This is a genomic window from Burkholderia cepacia complex sp. TUM26381 (assembly GCF_057439935.1).
On sequence record NZ_CM172006.1, the window covers coordinates 3,217,148 to 3,230,564 of the forward strand.

The 13,417-nt window shown below is 66.4% G+C and carries 18 protein-coding genes; 3 read left to right on the forward strand and 15 right to left on the reverse strand.

Going from position 1 to position 13,417, the window contains the following annotated elements:
• Positions 1-3: 3 nt before the first annotated feature.
• Together ACWMMN_RS15095 and ACWMMN_RS15100 are read right to left on the reverse strand one after the other, a co-directional pair.
• A complete protein-coding gene (locus tag ACWMMN_RS15095) occupies positions 4-630 on the reverse strand; it encodes an SCO family protein (RefSeq protein WP_059233129.1) in 627 nt (208 codons plus the stop codon).
• Positions 631-690: 60 nt separating this feature from the next.
• Positions 691-1,401, reverse strand: coding sequence for an SURF1 family protein (locus ACWMMN_RS15100; RefSeq protein ID WP_059236599.1), 711 nt, complete (start codon positions 1,399-1,401; stop codon positions 691-693).
• An 84-nt stretch (positions 1,402-1,485) separates the two neighbouring features.
• Here ACWMMN_RS15100 and ACWMMN_RS15105 point away from each other — a divergent pair, with 84 nt between their 5' ends.
• A complete protein-coding gene (locus ACWMMN_RS15105; RefSeq protein ID WP_486422812.1) occupies positions 1,486-1,695 on the forward strand; it encodes a twin transmembrane helix small protein in 210 nt (69 codons plus the stop codon).
• A gap of 168 nt (positions 1,696-1,863) precedes the next feature.
• Here ACWMMN_RS15105 and ACWMMN_RS15110 read toward each other — a convergent pair whose 3' ends face one another.
• The 8 genes from ACWMMN_RS15110 to ACWMMN_RS15145 form a co-directional block, all read right to left on the reverse strand.
• Positions 1,864-2,721, reverse strand: coding sequence for a cytochrome c oxidase subunit 3 (locus ACWMMN_RS15110; protein ID WP_059233128.1), 858 nt, complete (start codon positions 2,719-2,721; stop codon positions 1,864-1,866).
• A gap of 138 nt (positions 2,722-2,859) precedes the next feature.
• Positions 2,860-3,060 (reverse strand): DUF2970 domain-containing protein, encoded by a 201-nt coding sequence (locus ACWMMN_RS15115; RefSeq protein WP_021163748.1) that lies wholly within the window; start codon positions 3,058-3,060, stop codon positions 2,860-2,862.
• Between the two features lie 16 nt (positions 3,061-3,076).
• Positions 3,077-3,685 carry a cytochrome c oxidase assembly protein gene (locus tag ACWMMN_RS15120; protein ID WP_059233127.1) on the reverse strand — a complete coding sequence of 203 codons (609 nt, stop codon included), beginning with the start codon at positions 3,683-3,685 and terminating at the stop codon, positions 3,077-3,079.
• Positions 3,686-3,720: 35 nt separating this feature from the next.
• Positions 3,721-3,861: a cytochrome oxidase small assembly protein gene (locus ACWMMN_RS15125; RefSeq protein ID WP_006760728.1), complete on the reverse strand. Its 141-nt coding sequence runs from the start codon at positions 3,859-3,861 to the stop codon at positions 3,721-3,723.
• An 81-nt stretch (positions 3,862-3,942) separates the two neighbouring features.
• Positions 3,943-5,550, reverse strand: a complete 1,608-nt coding sequence (gene ctaD, locus ACWMMN_RS15130) for a cytochrome c oxidase subunit I (RefSeq protein ID WP_021163746.1) — start codon at positions 5,548-5,550, stop codon at positions 3,943-3,945.
• Between the two features lie 43 nt (positions 5,551-5,593).
• Entirely contained in the window at positions 5,594-7,186 is a 1,593-nt protein-coding gene (gene coxB, locus ACWMMN_RS15135) for a cytochrome c oxidase subunit II (protein WP_174994087.1), read from the reverse strand.
• A gap of 57 nt (positions 7,187-7,243) precedes the next feature.
• Positions 7,244-7,768, reverse strand: a complete 525-nt coding sequence (locus ACWMMN_RS15140) for a DUF2244 domain-containing protein (protein WP_059233125.1) — start codon at positions 7,766-7,768, stop codon at positions 7,244-7,246.
• A gap of 195 nt (positions 7,769-7,963) precedes the next feature.
• A complete protein-coding gene (locus ACWMMN_RS15145) occupies positions 7,964-8,929 on the reverse strand; it encodes a methyltransferase domain-containing protein (RefSeq protein WP_059233124.1) in 966 nt (321 codons plus the stop codon).
• A gap of 81 nt (positions 8,930-9,010) precedes the next feature.
• On the opposite strand from ACWMMN_RS15145, the gene ACWMMN_RS15150 reads away from it, so the two are divergent.
• Entirely contained in the window at positions 9,011-9,808 is a 798-nt protein-coding gene (locus tag ACWMMN_RS15150; RefSeq protein WP_486422813.1) for a ComF family protein, read from the forward strand.
• A 105-nt stretch (positions 9,809-9,913) separates the two neighbouring features.
• Positions 9,914-10,384: a tRNA (uridine(34)/cytosine(34)/5-carboxymethylaminomethyluridine(34)-2'-O)-methyltransferase TrmL gene (gene trmL, locus ACWMMN_RS15155; RefSeq protein WP_059233122.1), complete on the forward strand. Its 471-nt coding sequence runs from the start codon at positions 9,914-9,916 to the stop codon at positions 10,382-10,384.
• Between the two features lie 36 nt (positions 10,385-10,420).
• On the opposite strand, the gene ACWMMN_RS15160 is transcribed toward trmL, so the two are convergent.
• From ACWMMN_RS15160 to ACWMMN_RS15180, 5 genes are all read right to left on the reverse strand, one after another.
• On the reverse strand, positions 10,421-10,945 hold the full coding sequence (locus ACWMMN_RS15160) for an O-acetyl-ADP-ribose deacetylase (RefSeq protein ID WP_059233121.1): 525 nt from the start codon (positions 10,943-10,945) through the stop codon (positions 10,421-10,423).
• Between the two features lie 90 nt (positions 10,946-11,035).
• Complete coding sequence (locus ACWMMN_RS15165) at positions 11,036-12,034, reverse strand: NAD(P)H-dependent glycerol-3-phosphate dehydrogenase (RefSeq protein WP_059233120.1); 999 nt, start codon at positions 12,032-12,034, stop codon at positions 11,036-11,038.
• Positions 12,035-12,057: 23 nt separating this feature from the next.
• A complete protein-coding gene (gene secB / locus ACWMMN_RS15170) occupies positions 12,058-12,540 on the reverse strand; it encodes a protein-export chaperone SecB (protein WP_011353285.1) in 483 nt (160 codons plus the stop codon).
• Between the two features lie 107 nt (positions 12,541-12,647).
• Positions 12,648-12,908, reverse strand: a complete 261-nt coding sequence (gene grxC, locus ACWMMN_RS15175) for a glutaredoxin 3 (RefSeq protein ID WP_059233119.1) — start codon at positions 12,906-12,908, stop codon at positions 12,648-12,650.
• Positions 12,905-13,327 (reverse strand): rhodanese-like domain-containing protein, encoded by a 423-nt coding sequence (locus ACWMMN_RS15180; RefSeq protein WP_059233118.1) that lies wholly within the window; start codon positions 13,325-13,327, stop codon positions 12,905-12,907. Before ACWMMN_RS15180 ends, grxC begins: the two co-directional genes overlap by 4 nt.
• Positions 13,328-13,417: the final 90 nt, after the last annotated feature.

Below are 13,417 nucleotides of genomic sequence, written 5' to 3' on the forward strand. Positions count from 1 at the left end.
GCCTTAACCGATGCTCGACCACTTCAGCAGCTTCGTCACGTCCGACTTGATCTTGCTGGGATTCGGGTCTTTCGGAAAACGCATCATCAGGTTGCCGTTCGGGTCGACCATGTAGATGTGGTCGCTGTCCTTCGTGCCGGCGTCGGCCGGCAGCCATGCGGCCACGGCGGCCGGATCGGCGACGAGCCGACGCGTGTCCGGATACGCGTCGAGCACCTTCTGAGGCGTCGCGCCCGCATCGCTGCGCAGCCACACCATCGTGATCCGGTGCCGCTCGCCGGCCTGCGTGACGCGGATCTGGCGCATGAAATAGAGCTTCTGCGCGCATGCGTCGTCGCACGCGCTGCGATCGGTCATCACGAACAGCCATACGCCGCGCAGCGACGACAGCGGCACGGTCTTGCCGGTCTCGTCGGTCACCTGCAGACCGGCCGGGATCGGGCGCTGCGGCTCGATCAGCGTGCCGTAGTTGGTCGACCCGCCCTTCGGCTTGATCACGTAATAGGTGAAGTACGACGCGATCATCGGCGCGGCGCACACGAGACCCAGCAGCACGAGCATCCAGCGGCCGCGCTTGCGGGCCGCCGGCGAGATCGGCGCAGCGGCCGGACCCTGACGGGAAGATTGCATGGACAAATCAGACCTCTCGAAACGAACCCGCGGCGCCGGCGCCGCGTCCTGGCATGGCACTCACGCGCCGGCCGACTTCTTCGCCGCACGCCGCGCGGCGTACAGGCCGAAGCCGAGCGCGGCCGCGGCCATCGCCCACCACTGAAACATGTAACCGTAATTGCGCTCGACGCCGGTCGTTGCCGCCGGCCAGTCGCGCACGAGCTTGTCGCCGTCGTCGCTGGTCTGCTGGATCACGAACGGCTGCAGCGGCAGCCCCGTTTCCTTCGCATACTCGGCGACGTCCAGGTTCTGCCGGATCTTCTGATGCGCGGCCGACCCGCCCTCGCCCAGCTCGAACGCACGCGATGCATCGGCGCGCGCGATGCCGACGATCTCGACGTCACCCGCCGGCGTCGCGAACGGCTCGATCGCCGTGCGATCGGAAATATTGCGCGGCAGCCAGCCTCGATTCACGAGCACGACGCCGCCGCCCGTGAGTTTAAACGGCATCACGACGTAAAAACCCGGCTGGTCGTTATACGGCCGATTGTCGAGGAACACCGCCTGCTCGGGCAGGAATCGGCCCTTGGCCCGCACGCGATGAAACTCGATCGACGCGAGCGGCATCGGCTGCGCGCCGACGTCGACAGGCACCGCCTGCTCGTAGCGCGCGATGCTCGCCTGCAGCGCTTCCTTCTGGTGCGCGCGGTCGCGCTGCCAGAACCCGAGCCTGATCGTGACGGCGACGACGACGAGGATCAGGAGCGCGGGCAGCCAGCGAATCTTCATCATGCGGCCCGCCCGGCACATGCGCGAAAGCGAAGTGCGATAATTATCCTCTTCCTTCCGAATTGCCGTCGTCCGGTTCGTGTCATGCACATACTCGTTCCCATCGCCTTCGTCCTCATCGTTGCCAGCATGGGCTCGGCGCTCTACTTCATGATGCACGACCGCGGCCACACGAAGCGCATGGTCTGGTCGCTCGCCACCCGCGTCGGGCTGTCGGTGTCGCTGTTCCTGCTCATCCTGATCGCGAACTGGATGGGTTGGATCCATTCGACCGGCCTGCCGATCGGGCGTTGATGCCTCTACCGCATCCGCCGCTGTGACATTTCGCCGCACGGCCGCGCCACCAAGCAAAAGCGCCGCCTGACTGAGTCGCGGCGGCGCCAGGGTGGTATCGCTCGCAGCCTCACGGTCGCGACACCAATGAAAACGGCCCGCGCATTGCTGCGCGGGCCGTTTTTCCATTTACAGCCAGTAGACGACGACGTACAGGCCGAGCCAGACGACGTCGACGAAGTGCCAGTACCACGCGGCGCCTTCGAATGCGAAGTGATGATCGGGCTTGAAGTGGCCGCGGATCATCCGCACCAGCACCACCGCGAGCATCGTGCCGCCGAGGAACACGTGGAAACCGTGGAAGCCCGTCAGCAGGAAGAACGTCGAACCGTACACGCCCGAGTTCAGCGTCAGGTTCAGTTCGTTGTACGCGTGGTAGTACTCGAAGCCCTGCAGGAACAGGAAGCAGATACCGAACGCGAGCGTCGCGGCCAGCCAGGCGATCGCCTTCTTGCGATGATCGTCGCGCAGCGCGTGGTGCGAGATCGTCAGCGTCACGCCCGACGACAGCAGGAACGCGGTGTTCAGCGTCGGGATCGGCCACGGCCCCATCGTCTTGAAGTGACCGGCGAGCGCAGCGGGACCTTCGTTCGGCCACACGGCGGAGAAGTCCGGCCAGATCAGCTTGTAGTCGAGGCTGCCGAGCTGGTGCAGCGCGATTTCACGCGCATAGAACAGCGCGCCGAAGAACGCGCCGAAGAACATCACTTCCGAGAAGATGAACCAGCTCATGCTCCAGCGGTACGACTTGTCGACGTTCTTGCCGTAATGACCGCCTTCCGATTCGGCGATCGCGTCGCCGAACCAGTGATACAGCGTGAAGAGCAACCACAGCAGGCCGAGCAGCGCCGTAAACGGCGCCCAGTCGTGACCGTTGATCCACAGCGCCGCCGATCCGAGCATGACCAGCAGGCCGATGGCTGCACTGATCGGATGGTGCGACGGATGCGGCACGAAATAGTACGGGGTCTGGTTTTGACCGCTCATGCTTGATTCTCCACTTCTGTCCAATTTGTGTACCGGAAACCGCTCCGGCTTTATTTCTTGCGCGGCACGACTGCACCCGCTCTTTCCTGCACGCAGCGCCGTGGCGCTGCGCACTGCATTCTTTCGTGGCCGCGGGCCTTAACCCACGACGGCACGCACGATCAGAATCAGCACGCCGATGAACACGCCGGCCGCGAGCAACGCGACGATCAGCACGTGCAGCGGATTCAACTGCGTCGCGTCGGCCTCCAGGTCGCGCCGCTTGCGCACCCCGAAGAACGACCACAGCACGGCTTTCAGCGCCTGGCCGAACGATCCGCCCCGCTTGACCTCCGTCATCGCCCCGCCTCCGTCGTCATGCGTCCGGCTTCGCCGCGCCCTGCGCCGCGGTACTCCGCTGCGCCGGCGCCGGTGTGGCCGGCGTATTCAGCTCGAAGAACGTGTACGACAGCGTGATCGTCTTCACATCCTTCGGCAGTTTCGGATCGATCACGAACACCACCGGCATCTTGCGCGACTCGTTCGCGGCCAGCGTCTGCTGCGTGAAGCAAAAACACTCGATCTTCTTGAAAAACTCCGTCGCCTGCTTCGGCGCGTAGCTCGGAATCGCCTGCGCCACGACCGGCCGGCCCTGCCCGTTCGTCACGTCGTACACGATCGTCGTCAGTTCGCCCGGATGCACGTCGAGGCTGTTGTGCTCCGGCTTGAAGCCGAGCGGCCCGCGCGCGTTCGCATCGAACTCGACCGACACCGTACGGCTGGTGTCGACCTGCGAGTTCTTCACCTCGCGCTCGCTGACGTCACGCTGCACCAGGTTGTTGATGCCGGTGATCTGGCAGATCGCCCGATACATCGGGATCAGCGCGAAGCCGAAACCGAACATCAGCCCGGCCACGACGAAGAGCTTCACCAGCATCGAACGATTGAACGCGCGATCGACGGCGCCCTCTTCCGGCTTCGACATACGACTACTTCCTCGCTACTGCGTCAGTTACTGCATCAGTGAGTGGACAGCCACCACTGCTTGATCACGACACCCACAAAGAAAACGGCGGCGATGACGAGCAGGATGAGGCCGAGCCGCTTGTTGCCCGCGCGAATCTGCTCGGGCGTTCGTCTTTCTTGTGGATTCCGGTTCATCTGAAACTTCGCTGAAATCTCGATTCCGCGCCCGCCGCTGCCTGCCTGCACGGCAGGCAGCGGCGGAACGCTGGGTGAAACTTACTCGACGTGCGGCGGTTGCTCGAACGTGTGGAAGGGAGCCGGGCTCGGCACCGTCCACTCGAGACCCGTCGCGCCATCCCACGGCTTGTCCGACGCCTTTTCCAGCTCGCCGCCGCCACGGTAGGCCGGCAGCGCAACTGCGAACAGGAAGTACACCTGTGCGAGGCCGAAGCCGAATGCACCGATCGTCGCGACCTGGTTGAAGTCCGTGAACTGCGCCGGGTAGTCCGCATAGCGGCGCGGCATGCCCGCGAGACCGACGAAGTGCATCGGGAAGAACGTCAGGTTGAAGAAGATCATCGACGCCCAGAAGTGGATCTTGCCGCGCGTCTCGTTGTACATCCAGCCCGTCCATTTCGGTGCCCAGTAGTACCAGCCCGAGAACAGCGCAAACAATGACCCGGCCACCAGCACGTAGTGGAAGTGCGCCACCACGAAGTAGGTACCGTGATACTGGATGTCGAGCGGTGCCATCGCGAGCATCAGGCCCGTCAGGCCGCCGAACGTGAACACGAACAGGAAGCCGATCGCGAACAGCATCGGGGTTTCGAACGTCATCGAGCCGCGCCACATCGTCGCGAGCCAGTTGAACACCTTCACGCCCGTCGGCACCGCGATCAGCATCGTCGCGTACATGAAGAACAGCTGGCCGGTGACCGGCATGCCCGTTGCGAACATGTGGTGCGCCCAGACCATGAACGACAGGATCGCGATCGATGCCGTTGCGTACACCATCGAGCTATAGCCGAACAGCGTCTTGCGTGCGAACGCCGGGATCACCTGCGACACGATCCCGAACGCCGGCAGAATCATGATGTACACCTCGGGGTGGCCGAAGAACCAGAAGATGTGCTGGTACATCACCGGGTCGCCGCCGCCTGCCGCGTTGAAGAACGACGTGCCGAAGTGGCGGTCGAACAGCACCATCGTGATCGCGCCTGCCAGAACCGGCATCACCGCGATCAGCAGGTACGCCGTGATCAGCCACGTCCATGCGAACATCGGCATCTTCATCAGCGTCATGCCCGGTGCGCGCATGTTCAGGATCGTCACGACGATGTTGATCCCGCCCATGATCGACGAGGCACCCATGATGTGGACCGCGAAGATCGCGAAGTCCATGCCCGGGCCCATCTGCGTCGACAGCGGTGCGTACAGCGTCCAGCCGGCAGCCGTCGCGCCGCCCGGCGCGAAGAACGAGCCGACCAGCAGCACGGCCGCGACCGGCAGCAGCCAGAAGCTGAAGTTGTTCATCCGCGCGAACGCCATGTCGGATGCGCCGATCTGCAGCGGAATCATCCAGTTCGCGAAGCCGACGAACGCCGGCATGATCGCGCCGAACACCATGATCAGACCGTGCATCGTCGTGAGTTCGTTGAAGAACTCCGGACGCATGATCTGCAGGCCCGGCTCGAACAGCTCGGCACGGATGCCGAGCGCCATCACGCCGCCCGACAGGAACATGATGAACGAGAACAACAGGTACAGCGTACCGATGTCCTTGTGGTTGGTGGCGAACAGCCAGCGACGCCAGCCGTGCGGCATTTCGTGCGCGTGGTCGTCGTGCGCGTGGTCCGCGGCTACGTCGTGCCCGATGCTAGACATGAGAATCTCCTAATGCGAATACGTCGACTAACTCAGCGACACGTCAAGCCGCCGGACCGATCTCGACACGCCGGGCTTCCTTAGCGTCAGCCCCGCCCGTGATCGTTTCCGGCTTTTTCATGATGATGTGGTCTTCCGCCACGCCTGCTGCCTTCAGCGCATCGCGCACGGCCTGTGCACGATGCTTCGCCAGTTCGGCGTTTGCGTCGGCCGAGCCCGTCTTGTCGGTAAAGCCCGACAGCGCGAGCTTCGCGTCCGGATGTGCCTTCGCATAGTCGGCCGCGGCGGCGATCGCCGCTTTCGCATCGGCCGGCAGCACGCTCTTGCCCGTTTCGAAGTAGATCGTCGACAGCGCGGCCGCTGCGGCTGCCGGCTGCTCGGCGGCGCCCGACGCGGCTTGCGCCGGTGCCGAAGCCGCTTCCGCCGGTGCCGCTGCCGCGCCTGCCGTGTCTTCCGGCATCTTGCCGTTGCGTGCGTCAGCCACTTGCTTCGGCTGCAGCAGGTCGTTCTTGTGGTTGCCCCACGAGTTGCGTTCGTACGTGATGACCGAAGCGATGTCGAGGTCCGACAGCGACGCCCACGACGGCATCGCGCCCTTGCCATGCAGCACGCGCTCGACGTGGCCGGCGATCGGGCCGTTCACGATCGGGCTGCCGTCCATGGCCGGGAATGCGCCGAGGCCCTTGCCGCTCACCTGGTGGCAGGCCGCGCAGTTCGCCTTGTAGACTTCCTCGCCGTGCGCGACGAGTTCAGCCATCGTGTAGACCTTGTTCGGATCGACCGCCGCGCTGGCCAGCTTGGCCTTCTGCGCCGTGACCCACTTCGCGTAGTCGTCTTCCGACAGCACTTCGACGACGACCGGCATGTACGCGTGTTCCTTGCCGCACAGCTCGGTACAGAAACCGCGGAACGTGCCGACCTTGTCGGCCTTGAACCACGTGTCGCGCACGAAGCCGGGGATCGCATCCTGCTTCACGCCGAACGCGGGCACGTACCACGAGTGGACGACGTCGTTCGCGGTCGTGATGATGCGGATCTTCTTGTTGACCGGCACGACGAGCGGGTTGTCGACTTCCTGCAGATAGGTGTCGGTGATCGGCTTCTTGCCCATCACTTCGTCACGCGGCGTGGTCAGCGTCGACAGGAAACCGATGCCCTCGCCCGGGCCCTTCACGTAGTCGTAGCCCCACTTCCACTGGTAGCCGGTGACCTTGATCGTGAGATCGGCGTTCGTCGTGTCCTTCATCGCGACGACGGCCTTCGTCGCCGGCAGCGCCATCAGCACGACGATGACGAACGGCACGATCGTCCAGATGATCTCGACGGTCGTGCTTTCATGGAAATTGGCGGCCTTGTGGCCTTTGGATTTGCGGTGCGCGAAGATCGAATAGAACATCACGCCGAACACGCCGACGAAGATCACCGTACACAGGATCAGCATCATCGTGTGGAGATCGTAGAGCTCCTCGGCGATCTTCGTGACAGGCGGCTGAAAGTTGATCTCGTTGACACGGGGGCCGCCCGGGCTATCACCGACCGCCAGGGCCGCGCCGGCAAAGAGCAATCCGCTGCATGCCAGCACGCCCGCGAGGGCTCGCTTGATTGTTTTCATAGCATCCTTACCCAAAATTTCCATTCAAACCCTCCCCCGTCGCAAGTCGCCGGCCTGTTTCCGGCCGGTGCCCGCGCCTCGTCAGCCGCAGCGCCTGAGCGACACGCGCAGTTCGTCGGCGAACTGCGCACGCTTGTACTGCGCGAGATGCTGCCCGATTACGACGGTCTGCCCGCGCGATACCAGTCGAATCGGATCGCGTGGCGTCGCACCCGGCTCGACCCGCACCCAGCGCGGGTTGAATTCGATCTGCGTGAGCCGCTCCGCATCCATTCGCTCGATCACGAGCCGATGCGGAAACAGCCTGATGCGCTCGTAATCGACCGCATGGCGAGCATAGACCGCAAATGCGACACCCACCGCCAGCAACTCGATTCCGGTAAAGGGCATGACGAGCCAGGCCCCTCTCCACATCAGCAACGTCGCGATCACCAGCGAGAAGCCCGCGAGCGACGCGTAAAACAGCACGAACTGGCGTGGCGACACCGAACAGTTGCGTTTCATCAGCCAGTCTTCGAGGACCGGCTCGCCGTTCGTCGTCTCCGCCAAAACCCTCGCTGCTTCCATCGCCGCCTCACGCGAATGGCATGCGATGCATGCCTGCATCGGACTCGTCGCCCCGTATTGCGGGGACCCCGGGACGACAAGCTGACGCATTATAGGCGGGTTCAATGGCATCCACAAGCAAGCGCCTATCGCCCCGCAAGCCAAGCGCGACAAGCTTTCCGGCCATTTCAGGCGCCAATTCGACCCCGCTTTGCGCCGCTAATTTCAGACATAACAAAACCCCTCTTTACCGCCTTACCGATTCTTCGGACGCCCCTTGCCGATATCCTCGATGCGCACGATCCCGTGCCCTTCGGCCGTCGTGCGCGGTACGGCCTTCCATGCGTGGCCGTAGATCACCTCGAATGTCAGCGGAATCGTGCCGTCCGCGCGCCGGCGCGCCTCCAGCGCGTCGCCGAGCGCCGTGCGAAAGCGCCGCGTCGCGTGCTGCGGCGCCGTGCGCTCGAACGGATAGGCGCCCCAGCGGCGCACGTCGGCCAGCAGGGAATCGGGGGATTTGTAGGTGACGGTCAGCACTTCCTGATCCATCACGGGAATCTCGAAGCCGCTCTCGACGAGCATGTCGCCGAGGTCGTGCATGTCGACGAAATCGATCACGCGCGCGGCCGGCGATGCCATGCCCAGCGCCGCTTCGGCGTCCGCGCAGGCCGCGCGCAGCTCGCGCAGCGTGTCGGGGCCGAGCGTGCTGAACATCAGCAGGCCGTTCACGCGCAGCACGCGCTGCCATTCGGGCAGCACCGCGTCGGGGCGCGAATGCCAGTGGAGGGCGAGATTCGACCAGATCAGGTCGAACGCGCTGCCCGGGAACGGCAGCGCGGCGAAGTCGGCCTGCGCGACGCGCGGGCCGCGCTGGCCCAGCGCGCGACCGAGCGACGCCGGCAGCCAGCGGCGCCAGTTGGTCTGCTCGACCTCGCGCTGACCGGCCCGCGCGAGCATCGCGCCGGACAGGTCGACGCCGAACACGGGGGCTTCCGGAAAGCGCGCACGCAGCGCCGGCAGGTCGTCGCCCGGGCCGCAGCCCGCGTCGAGCACGGCCGTGGGGCTCACCTTGATGTATTCGAGACGCTCGTTCATCCGCTGCGCGATCTCGCGCGGCAGGAACGCGACCGCGTCGAACGTGGCGGCACGGCGGTCGAAGATCCGCCGCAGGCGCCTGGCGTCATTGGCCGGACGGCCGGTGGAAGTCGAAGCTGGGGACATGTCGGGCACACTGGCGAAGAGCCCGAAGTATACTCGCTCGCCCCGGAAGCTTCATTGAGGCGGGGTGGCAGGAGTGTTGCGATGATCCGCAGTTCCGCCGAGCGCACGATGCGCGTCGTTTTGTCGCAGGCTCGCCTGCTCGCGGCGAAGGTCGCCGCGGTCGCGCTGCCGAATCGCTGCGCACTGTGCGGCAATTTGTCACACGCCGTGATGTGCGATGCTTGCGACGCCGCGTACTGGAATGAGGCGCGATTGCGCTGCGATGTCTGCGCGCTGCCGCTGGGCATCGGGCAGGCACGTTCGCGCGGTGGCGGCCGGACCGGCGCCCGCCAAGCGGCCGCGTACCGGTGCGACGCGTGCCGCACCGCCCCGCCGCCATTCGATGCGACGCTCGCGCTCGCGGATTACCGCGCGCCGCTCGACGGGCTGGCACGCGGCCTGAAGTTTCATGCGCGGCTCGCGCTCGGCGCCGAATTCGCCGCCCGGCTCGCGCGGCGGGTCGACGATACGCGCGGCGCGGGCCGTTTCGACCTGGTCGCGCCGGTGCCGCTGTCGCACCGGCGGCTCGTGGCGCGCGGCTACAACCAGGCGTGGGCGATTGCACGTCCGCTCGCGCGCCGGCTCGACGTGCGCGCGGACGCGGCCCTGCTCGCGCGCGTCGCCCACACCGCGCCGCAGTCGCGGCTCGACCGGCAGGCCCGGCGCGACAACGTGATGGCGGCGTTCGCGGTTGCCGGTGACGTCGCCGGCCGCCACGTCGCGCTCGTCGACGACGTGATGACGTCCGGCGCGACGCTCGCGGCCGCTGCGCACGCGCTGAAGGCCGCGGGCGCCGCGCGCGTGACGAATCTGGTTGCGCTGCGCACCGCCAGGGATTAATTAGATACAGAGGCCGGCCGCGCCAACGCGGCCTTGGCCGTCACGAACCGGCCGGCCGGGAACGCGCACGTTGCGCCGCCCCGGCCGGCCCAGCCAAACCGAAACATGTTCAACGTCGTCCTCGTCGCCCCCGAAATTCCGCCGAACACCGGCAACGTGATCCGCCTGTGCGCCAACACGGGCGCGCACCTGCACCTGATCGAACCGCTCGGCTTCCCGCTCGACGACGCGCGGATGCGCCGCGCCGGCCTCGACTATCACGAGTACGCGCAGATGCGCGTGCACCGCGACTGGGATGCGTTCATCACGTCCGAATCGCCCGATCCCGCGCGGATGTTCGCGTTCACGACACGCGGCTCGGGCCGCTTCCACGATCACGCGTTCCTGCCCGGCGACTGGTTCGTGTTCGGCTCGGAGACGCGCGGCCTGCCCGCCGAGCTGCTCGAACGCTTTCCGAACGAACAGCGCGTGCGCCTGCCGATGCGGCCGGACAACCGCAGCCTGAACCTGTCGAACACGGTCGCCGTGGTCGTATTCGAGGCGTGGCGCCAGGCCGGCTTCGAAGGCGGTGCGTAACGCGCACCGCGCGCGCCATCCCCAACGCGCGATGCGTCAGGTTCGCGTGAGCCGCGCGCGATACAGGTCGTAGATGTCGGGGGAAAAGCACGCGAACACCACGCGTGCGAGGTTCGGCGCCTGCGGCAGCATTTCGGCGACGGTGCCGACCGCGATGCCGACGGCCTCTTCAACGGGATAACGGTAGATTCCGCAGCTGATTGCCGGGAACGCGATCGACGTCGCGGCGACCTCCTCGGCCAGCTCGATCGCCCGCCGGTAGCACGACGCGAGCAGGTCGGCCTCGCCGCGCCCGCCGCCGTACCACACGGGGCCGACCGCATGAATCACGTAGCGCGCCGGCAGCCCGTGGCCGCGCGTGAGCTTCGCGTCGCCCGTGTCGCAGCCGCCGAGCGTGCGGCACTCGGCGAGCAGGCCGGGGCCGGCCGCGCGATGGATTGCGCCGTCGACACCGCCCCCGCCGAGCAGCGAGCCGTTCGCGGCATTGACGATCGCGTCGACATCGAGCGTCGTGATGTCGACGACCTGCGCGTCGAGCGTGGTGGAACCGATCTGCAGCATGACACCCTCCCGGAACGCCGGAGACTGTTCAAGCGTAGTCCGCTTTGGGGCCGCGCGCCCGGCGCAACCGCACGGGAGCGCCGGTTCGCGCTACTCGGCGCGCGCGTCGCGCCGCAGCAGGCCGCTGACCGCGTCGCGCGGTGCGATGCCGTCGAACAGCACGCCGCACACGGCTTCGGTGATCGGCATTTCGATCGACTGCGCGCGTGCGAGCGCCAGCACGGCCTGCGCGCAGCGCACGCCTTCGGCCACGTGGCCGAGCGCGCCGAGGATGTCGTTCAGCGTGCGGCCGGCTGCCAGTTGCAGGCCGACCGTGCGGTTGCGCGACAGGTCGCCCGTCGCGGTGAGGATCAGGTCGCCGAGGCCCGTGAGGCCCGTGAAGGTTTCCGCGCGGCCGCCGAGCGCGACGCCGAGCCGCGACATTTCGGCGAGGCCGCGCGTGATCAGCGCGGCGCGCGCGTTCAGCCCGAGGCCGAGGCCGTCGGCAATGCCGGTCGCGATCGCCAGCACGTTCTTCACCGCGCCGCCGACCTCGACGCCGACCACGTCGTCGCCCGTATAGATGCGCATTGCGCCGTGATGGAACGCGGCGAGCGTGCGCTCGCGGCAGGCGGCGGACGGGCTCGCCACCGTCAGCGCGACGGGCAGCGACTGCCCGACCTCGCGCGCGAAGCTCGGGCCCGACAGCACGCCGTTGCTCTGCTGTTCGGGCAGCTCGGCCGCGATCACCTGGTGCGGCAGCAGATGCGTGTCGGCTTCGAAGCCCTTGCAGACCCAGACGACATGCGCGGGCACGCAGCCTGCGTCGCGCATCGCGCGACACAGCGTGCGCAGCCCGGCCACCGGCGCGGCGATCACGCACAGCGCATCGTCCGCGGCGCCATGCGCGAGCGCGGCGCCGAGATCGGCGTCGTAGCGCAATGCGTCAGGCAGCGCGATGCCGTCCAGATAGCGGGAATTTTCGTGCCGGGCCTGCAGCCCGGCGATGAGCGCGGCGTCGCGCGCCCACAGAAGCGTATCGTGCCGCGCGGCCAGATGGCCCGCGAGCGCGGTGCCCCAGGCACCGGCGCCGAGAACGGCTACTTTCATACCCAGCACCGGTCCGAGAAACGTCAGTTCAGCGTCGTGCCGTTCGGCGCGCCTGCTGCGGCGCCGGCCTGCTGCTGAAGCTGCGCGAGACGCTGCTCGTACAGCGCCTGGAAGTTGATTTCCGCCAGGTGGATCGGCGGGAAGCCTGCGCGCGTGATCGCGTCGGCGATGTTCGAACGCAGGTACGGGAACAGGATCGTCGGGCAAGCGATGCCGACGAGCGGGTCGAGCTGTTCGTCCGGAATGTTGCGGATGTCGAAAATGCCGGCCTGCTTCGCTTCGATCAGGAACGCGACCTTGTCCTTCACCTTCGCGGTGACGGTACCCGACACGACCACTTCGAACACGCTTTCCGCAAGGCGGTCGGCCTTGACGTCGACTTCGACTTCAACCGACGGCATGTCCTGCTCGAGGAAGATCGCCGGCGAATTCGGCTGCTCGAGCGACATATCCTTCAGGTAGACGCGCTGGATGTTGAAGAACGGTTGGTTTTCGACGTCGGACATGGTGTTTCCCTAAAAGTGGTGACGGAGCGGCCCGGCTTCTCGCCGGCCGCCACGGATGATTCCTGCGCGCCCAAGCCGCGGCGCGGCCGGCGGCCATTCTGCCCTAATCAGGCCGCTTGCAGAAGCGTAACGAGCCCGCCTTCACGGTCGAGCTTCGACAGATCGTCGTAACCGCCGACGTGCGTGTCGCCGATATAGATCTGCGGCACCGTGCGGCGCCCCGTGCGCGTCATCATTTCCTCGCGGCGGGCCGGATCGCGATCGATCAGCACCTTTTCGATCTGCTCGACACCGCGCAGCTTCAGCAGGCGCTCGGCCTGCATGCAATACGGACACACCTGCGTGCTGTACATCAAAACCTTGTTCACTTCGCCACTCCTTGTTTGACGACCGGCATCCCGGCCTGCTGCCAGGCGGCCACGCCGCCTTCGAGCACGTGCACCTCGGCGTAACCCGCCGCCTCGACCTCGCGCGCCGCCTTCTGCGACTGCTGGCCGTTCTGGCAGACGAGCAACACCGGCGTGCTCTTGTTCTTCGCGACCTGCGCAATTTTCGCGCCGATCTCGCCCGCCGCGACCTGACGTGCCGACGGCAGGTGGCCGGCAGCGAAATCGGATGCGGCGCGCACGTCGATCACGATCGCGTTGCGGCGGTTGATGAGTTGCGTCGCCTCTGCGGCCGACAGGCCGCCACGGCCGCGGCGCAGTGCGGGCCAGGCCAGCAGACCGCCAGAAACCACCAGGATCGCGATGAGGGCCAGGTTCGTGTAATCGGTAAAGAACGTCACGGAATTCCGCCGGAAAAAGAGAAATCGGATGAGGACAATCCCGCCATTATAAAATAACCGTCTTGCGCGATGGCGGGCCCCGGTCGGGTC

What these genes read in the sequence shown, in the direction of transcription:
- coxB (WP_174994087.1), bottom strand. Translation starts at nt 7,186, where the DNA reads ATGGAAATTTTGGGTAAGGATGCTATGAAAACAATCAAGCGAGCCCTC.
- ACWMMN_RS15150 (WP_486422813.1), top strand. Translation starts at nt 9,011, where the DNA reads ATGATCCGCAGTTCCGCCGAGCGCACGATGCGCGTCGTTTTGTCGCAG.
- ACWMMN_RS15165 (WP_059233120.1), bottom strand. Translation starts at nt 12,034, where the DNA reads ATGAAAGTAGCCGTTCTCGGCGCCGGTGCCTGGGGCACCGCGCTCGCG.
- ACWMMN_RS15125 (WP_006760728.1), bottom strand. Translation starts at nt 3,861, where the DNA reads ATGAACCGGAATCCACAAGAAAGACGAACGCCCGAGCAGATTCGCGCG.
- ACWMMN_RS15105 (WP_486422812.1), top strand. Translation starts at nt 1,486, where the DNA reads ATGCACATACTCGTTCCCATCGCCTTCGTCCTCATCGTTGCCAGCATG.
- ACWMMN_RS15095 (WP_059233129.1), bottom strand. Translation starts at nt 630, where the DNA reads ATGCAATCTTCCCGTCAGGGTCCGGCCGCTGCGCCGATCTCGCCGGCG.
- ACWMMN_RS15160 (WP_059233121.1), bottom strand. Translation starts at nt 10,945, where the DNA reads ATGCTGCAGATCGGTTCCACCACGCTCGACGCGCAGGTCGTCGACATC.
- ACWMMN_RS15115 (WP_021163748.1), bottom strand. Translation starts at nt 3,060, where the DNA reads ATGACGGAGGTCAAGCGGGGCGGATCGTTCGGCCAGGCGCTGAAAGCC.
- ACWMMN_RS15100 (WP_059236599.1), bottom strand. Translation starts at nt 1,401, where the DNA reads ATGAAGATTCGCTGGCTGCCCGCGCTCCTGATCCTCGTCGTCGTCGCC.
- secB (WP_011353285.1), bottom strand. Translation starts at nt 12,540, where the DNA reads ATGTCCGACGTCGAAAACCAACCGTTCTTCAACATCCAGCGCGTCTAC.
- ACWMMN_RS15110 (WP_059233128.1), bottom strand. Translation starts at nt 2,721, where the DNA reads ATGAGCGGTCAAAACCAGACCCCGTACTATTTCGTGCCGCATCCGTCG.
- ctaD (WP_021163746.1), bottom strand. Translation starts at nt 5,550, where the DNA reads ATGTCTAGCATCGGGCACGACGTAGCCGCGGACCACGCGCACGACGAC.
- trmL (WP_059233122.1), top strand. Translation starts at nt 9,914, where the DNA reads ATGTTCAACGTCGTCCTCGTCGCCCCCGAAATTCCGCCGAACACCGGC.
- ACWMMN_RS15145 (WP_059233124.1), bottom strand. Translation starts at nt 8,929, where the DNA reads ATGTCCCCAGCTTCGACTTCCACCGGCCGTCCGGCCAATGACGCCAGG.
- ACWMMN_RS15140 (WP_059233125.1), bottom strand. Translation starts at nt 7,768, where the DNA reads ATGCAGGCATGCATCGCATGCCATTCGCGTGAGGCGGCGATGGAAGCA.
- ACWMMN_RS15120 (WP_059233127.1), bottom strand. Translation starts at nt 3,685, where the DNA reads ATGTCGAAGCCGGAAGAGGGCGCCGTCGATCGCGCGTTCAATCGTTCG.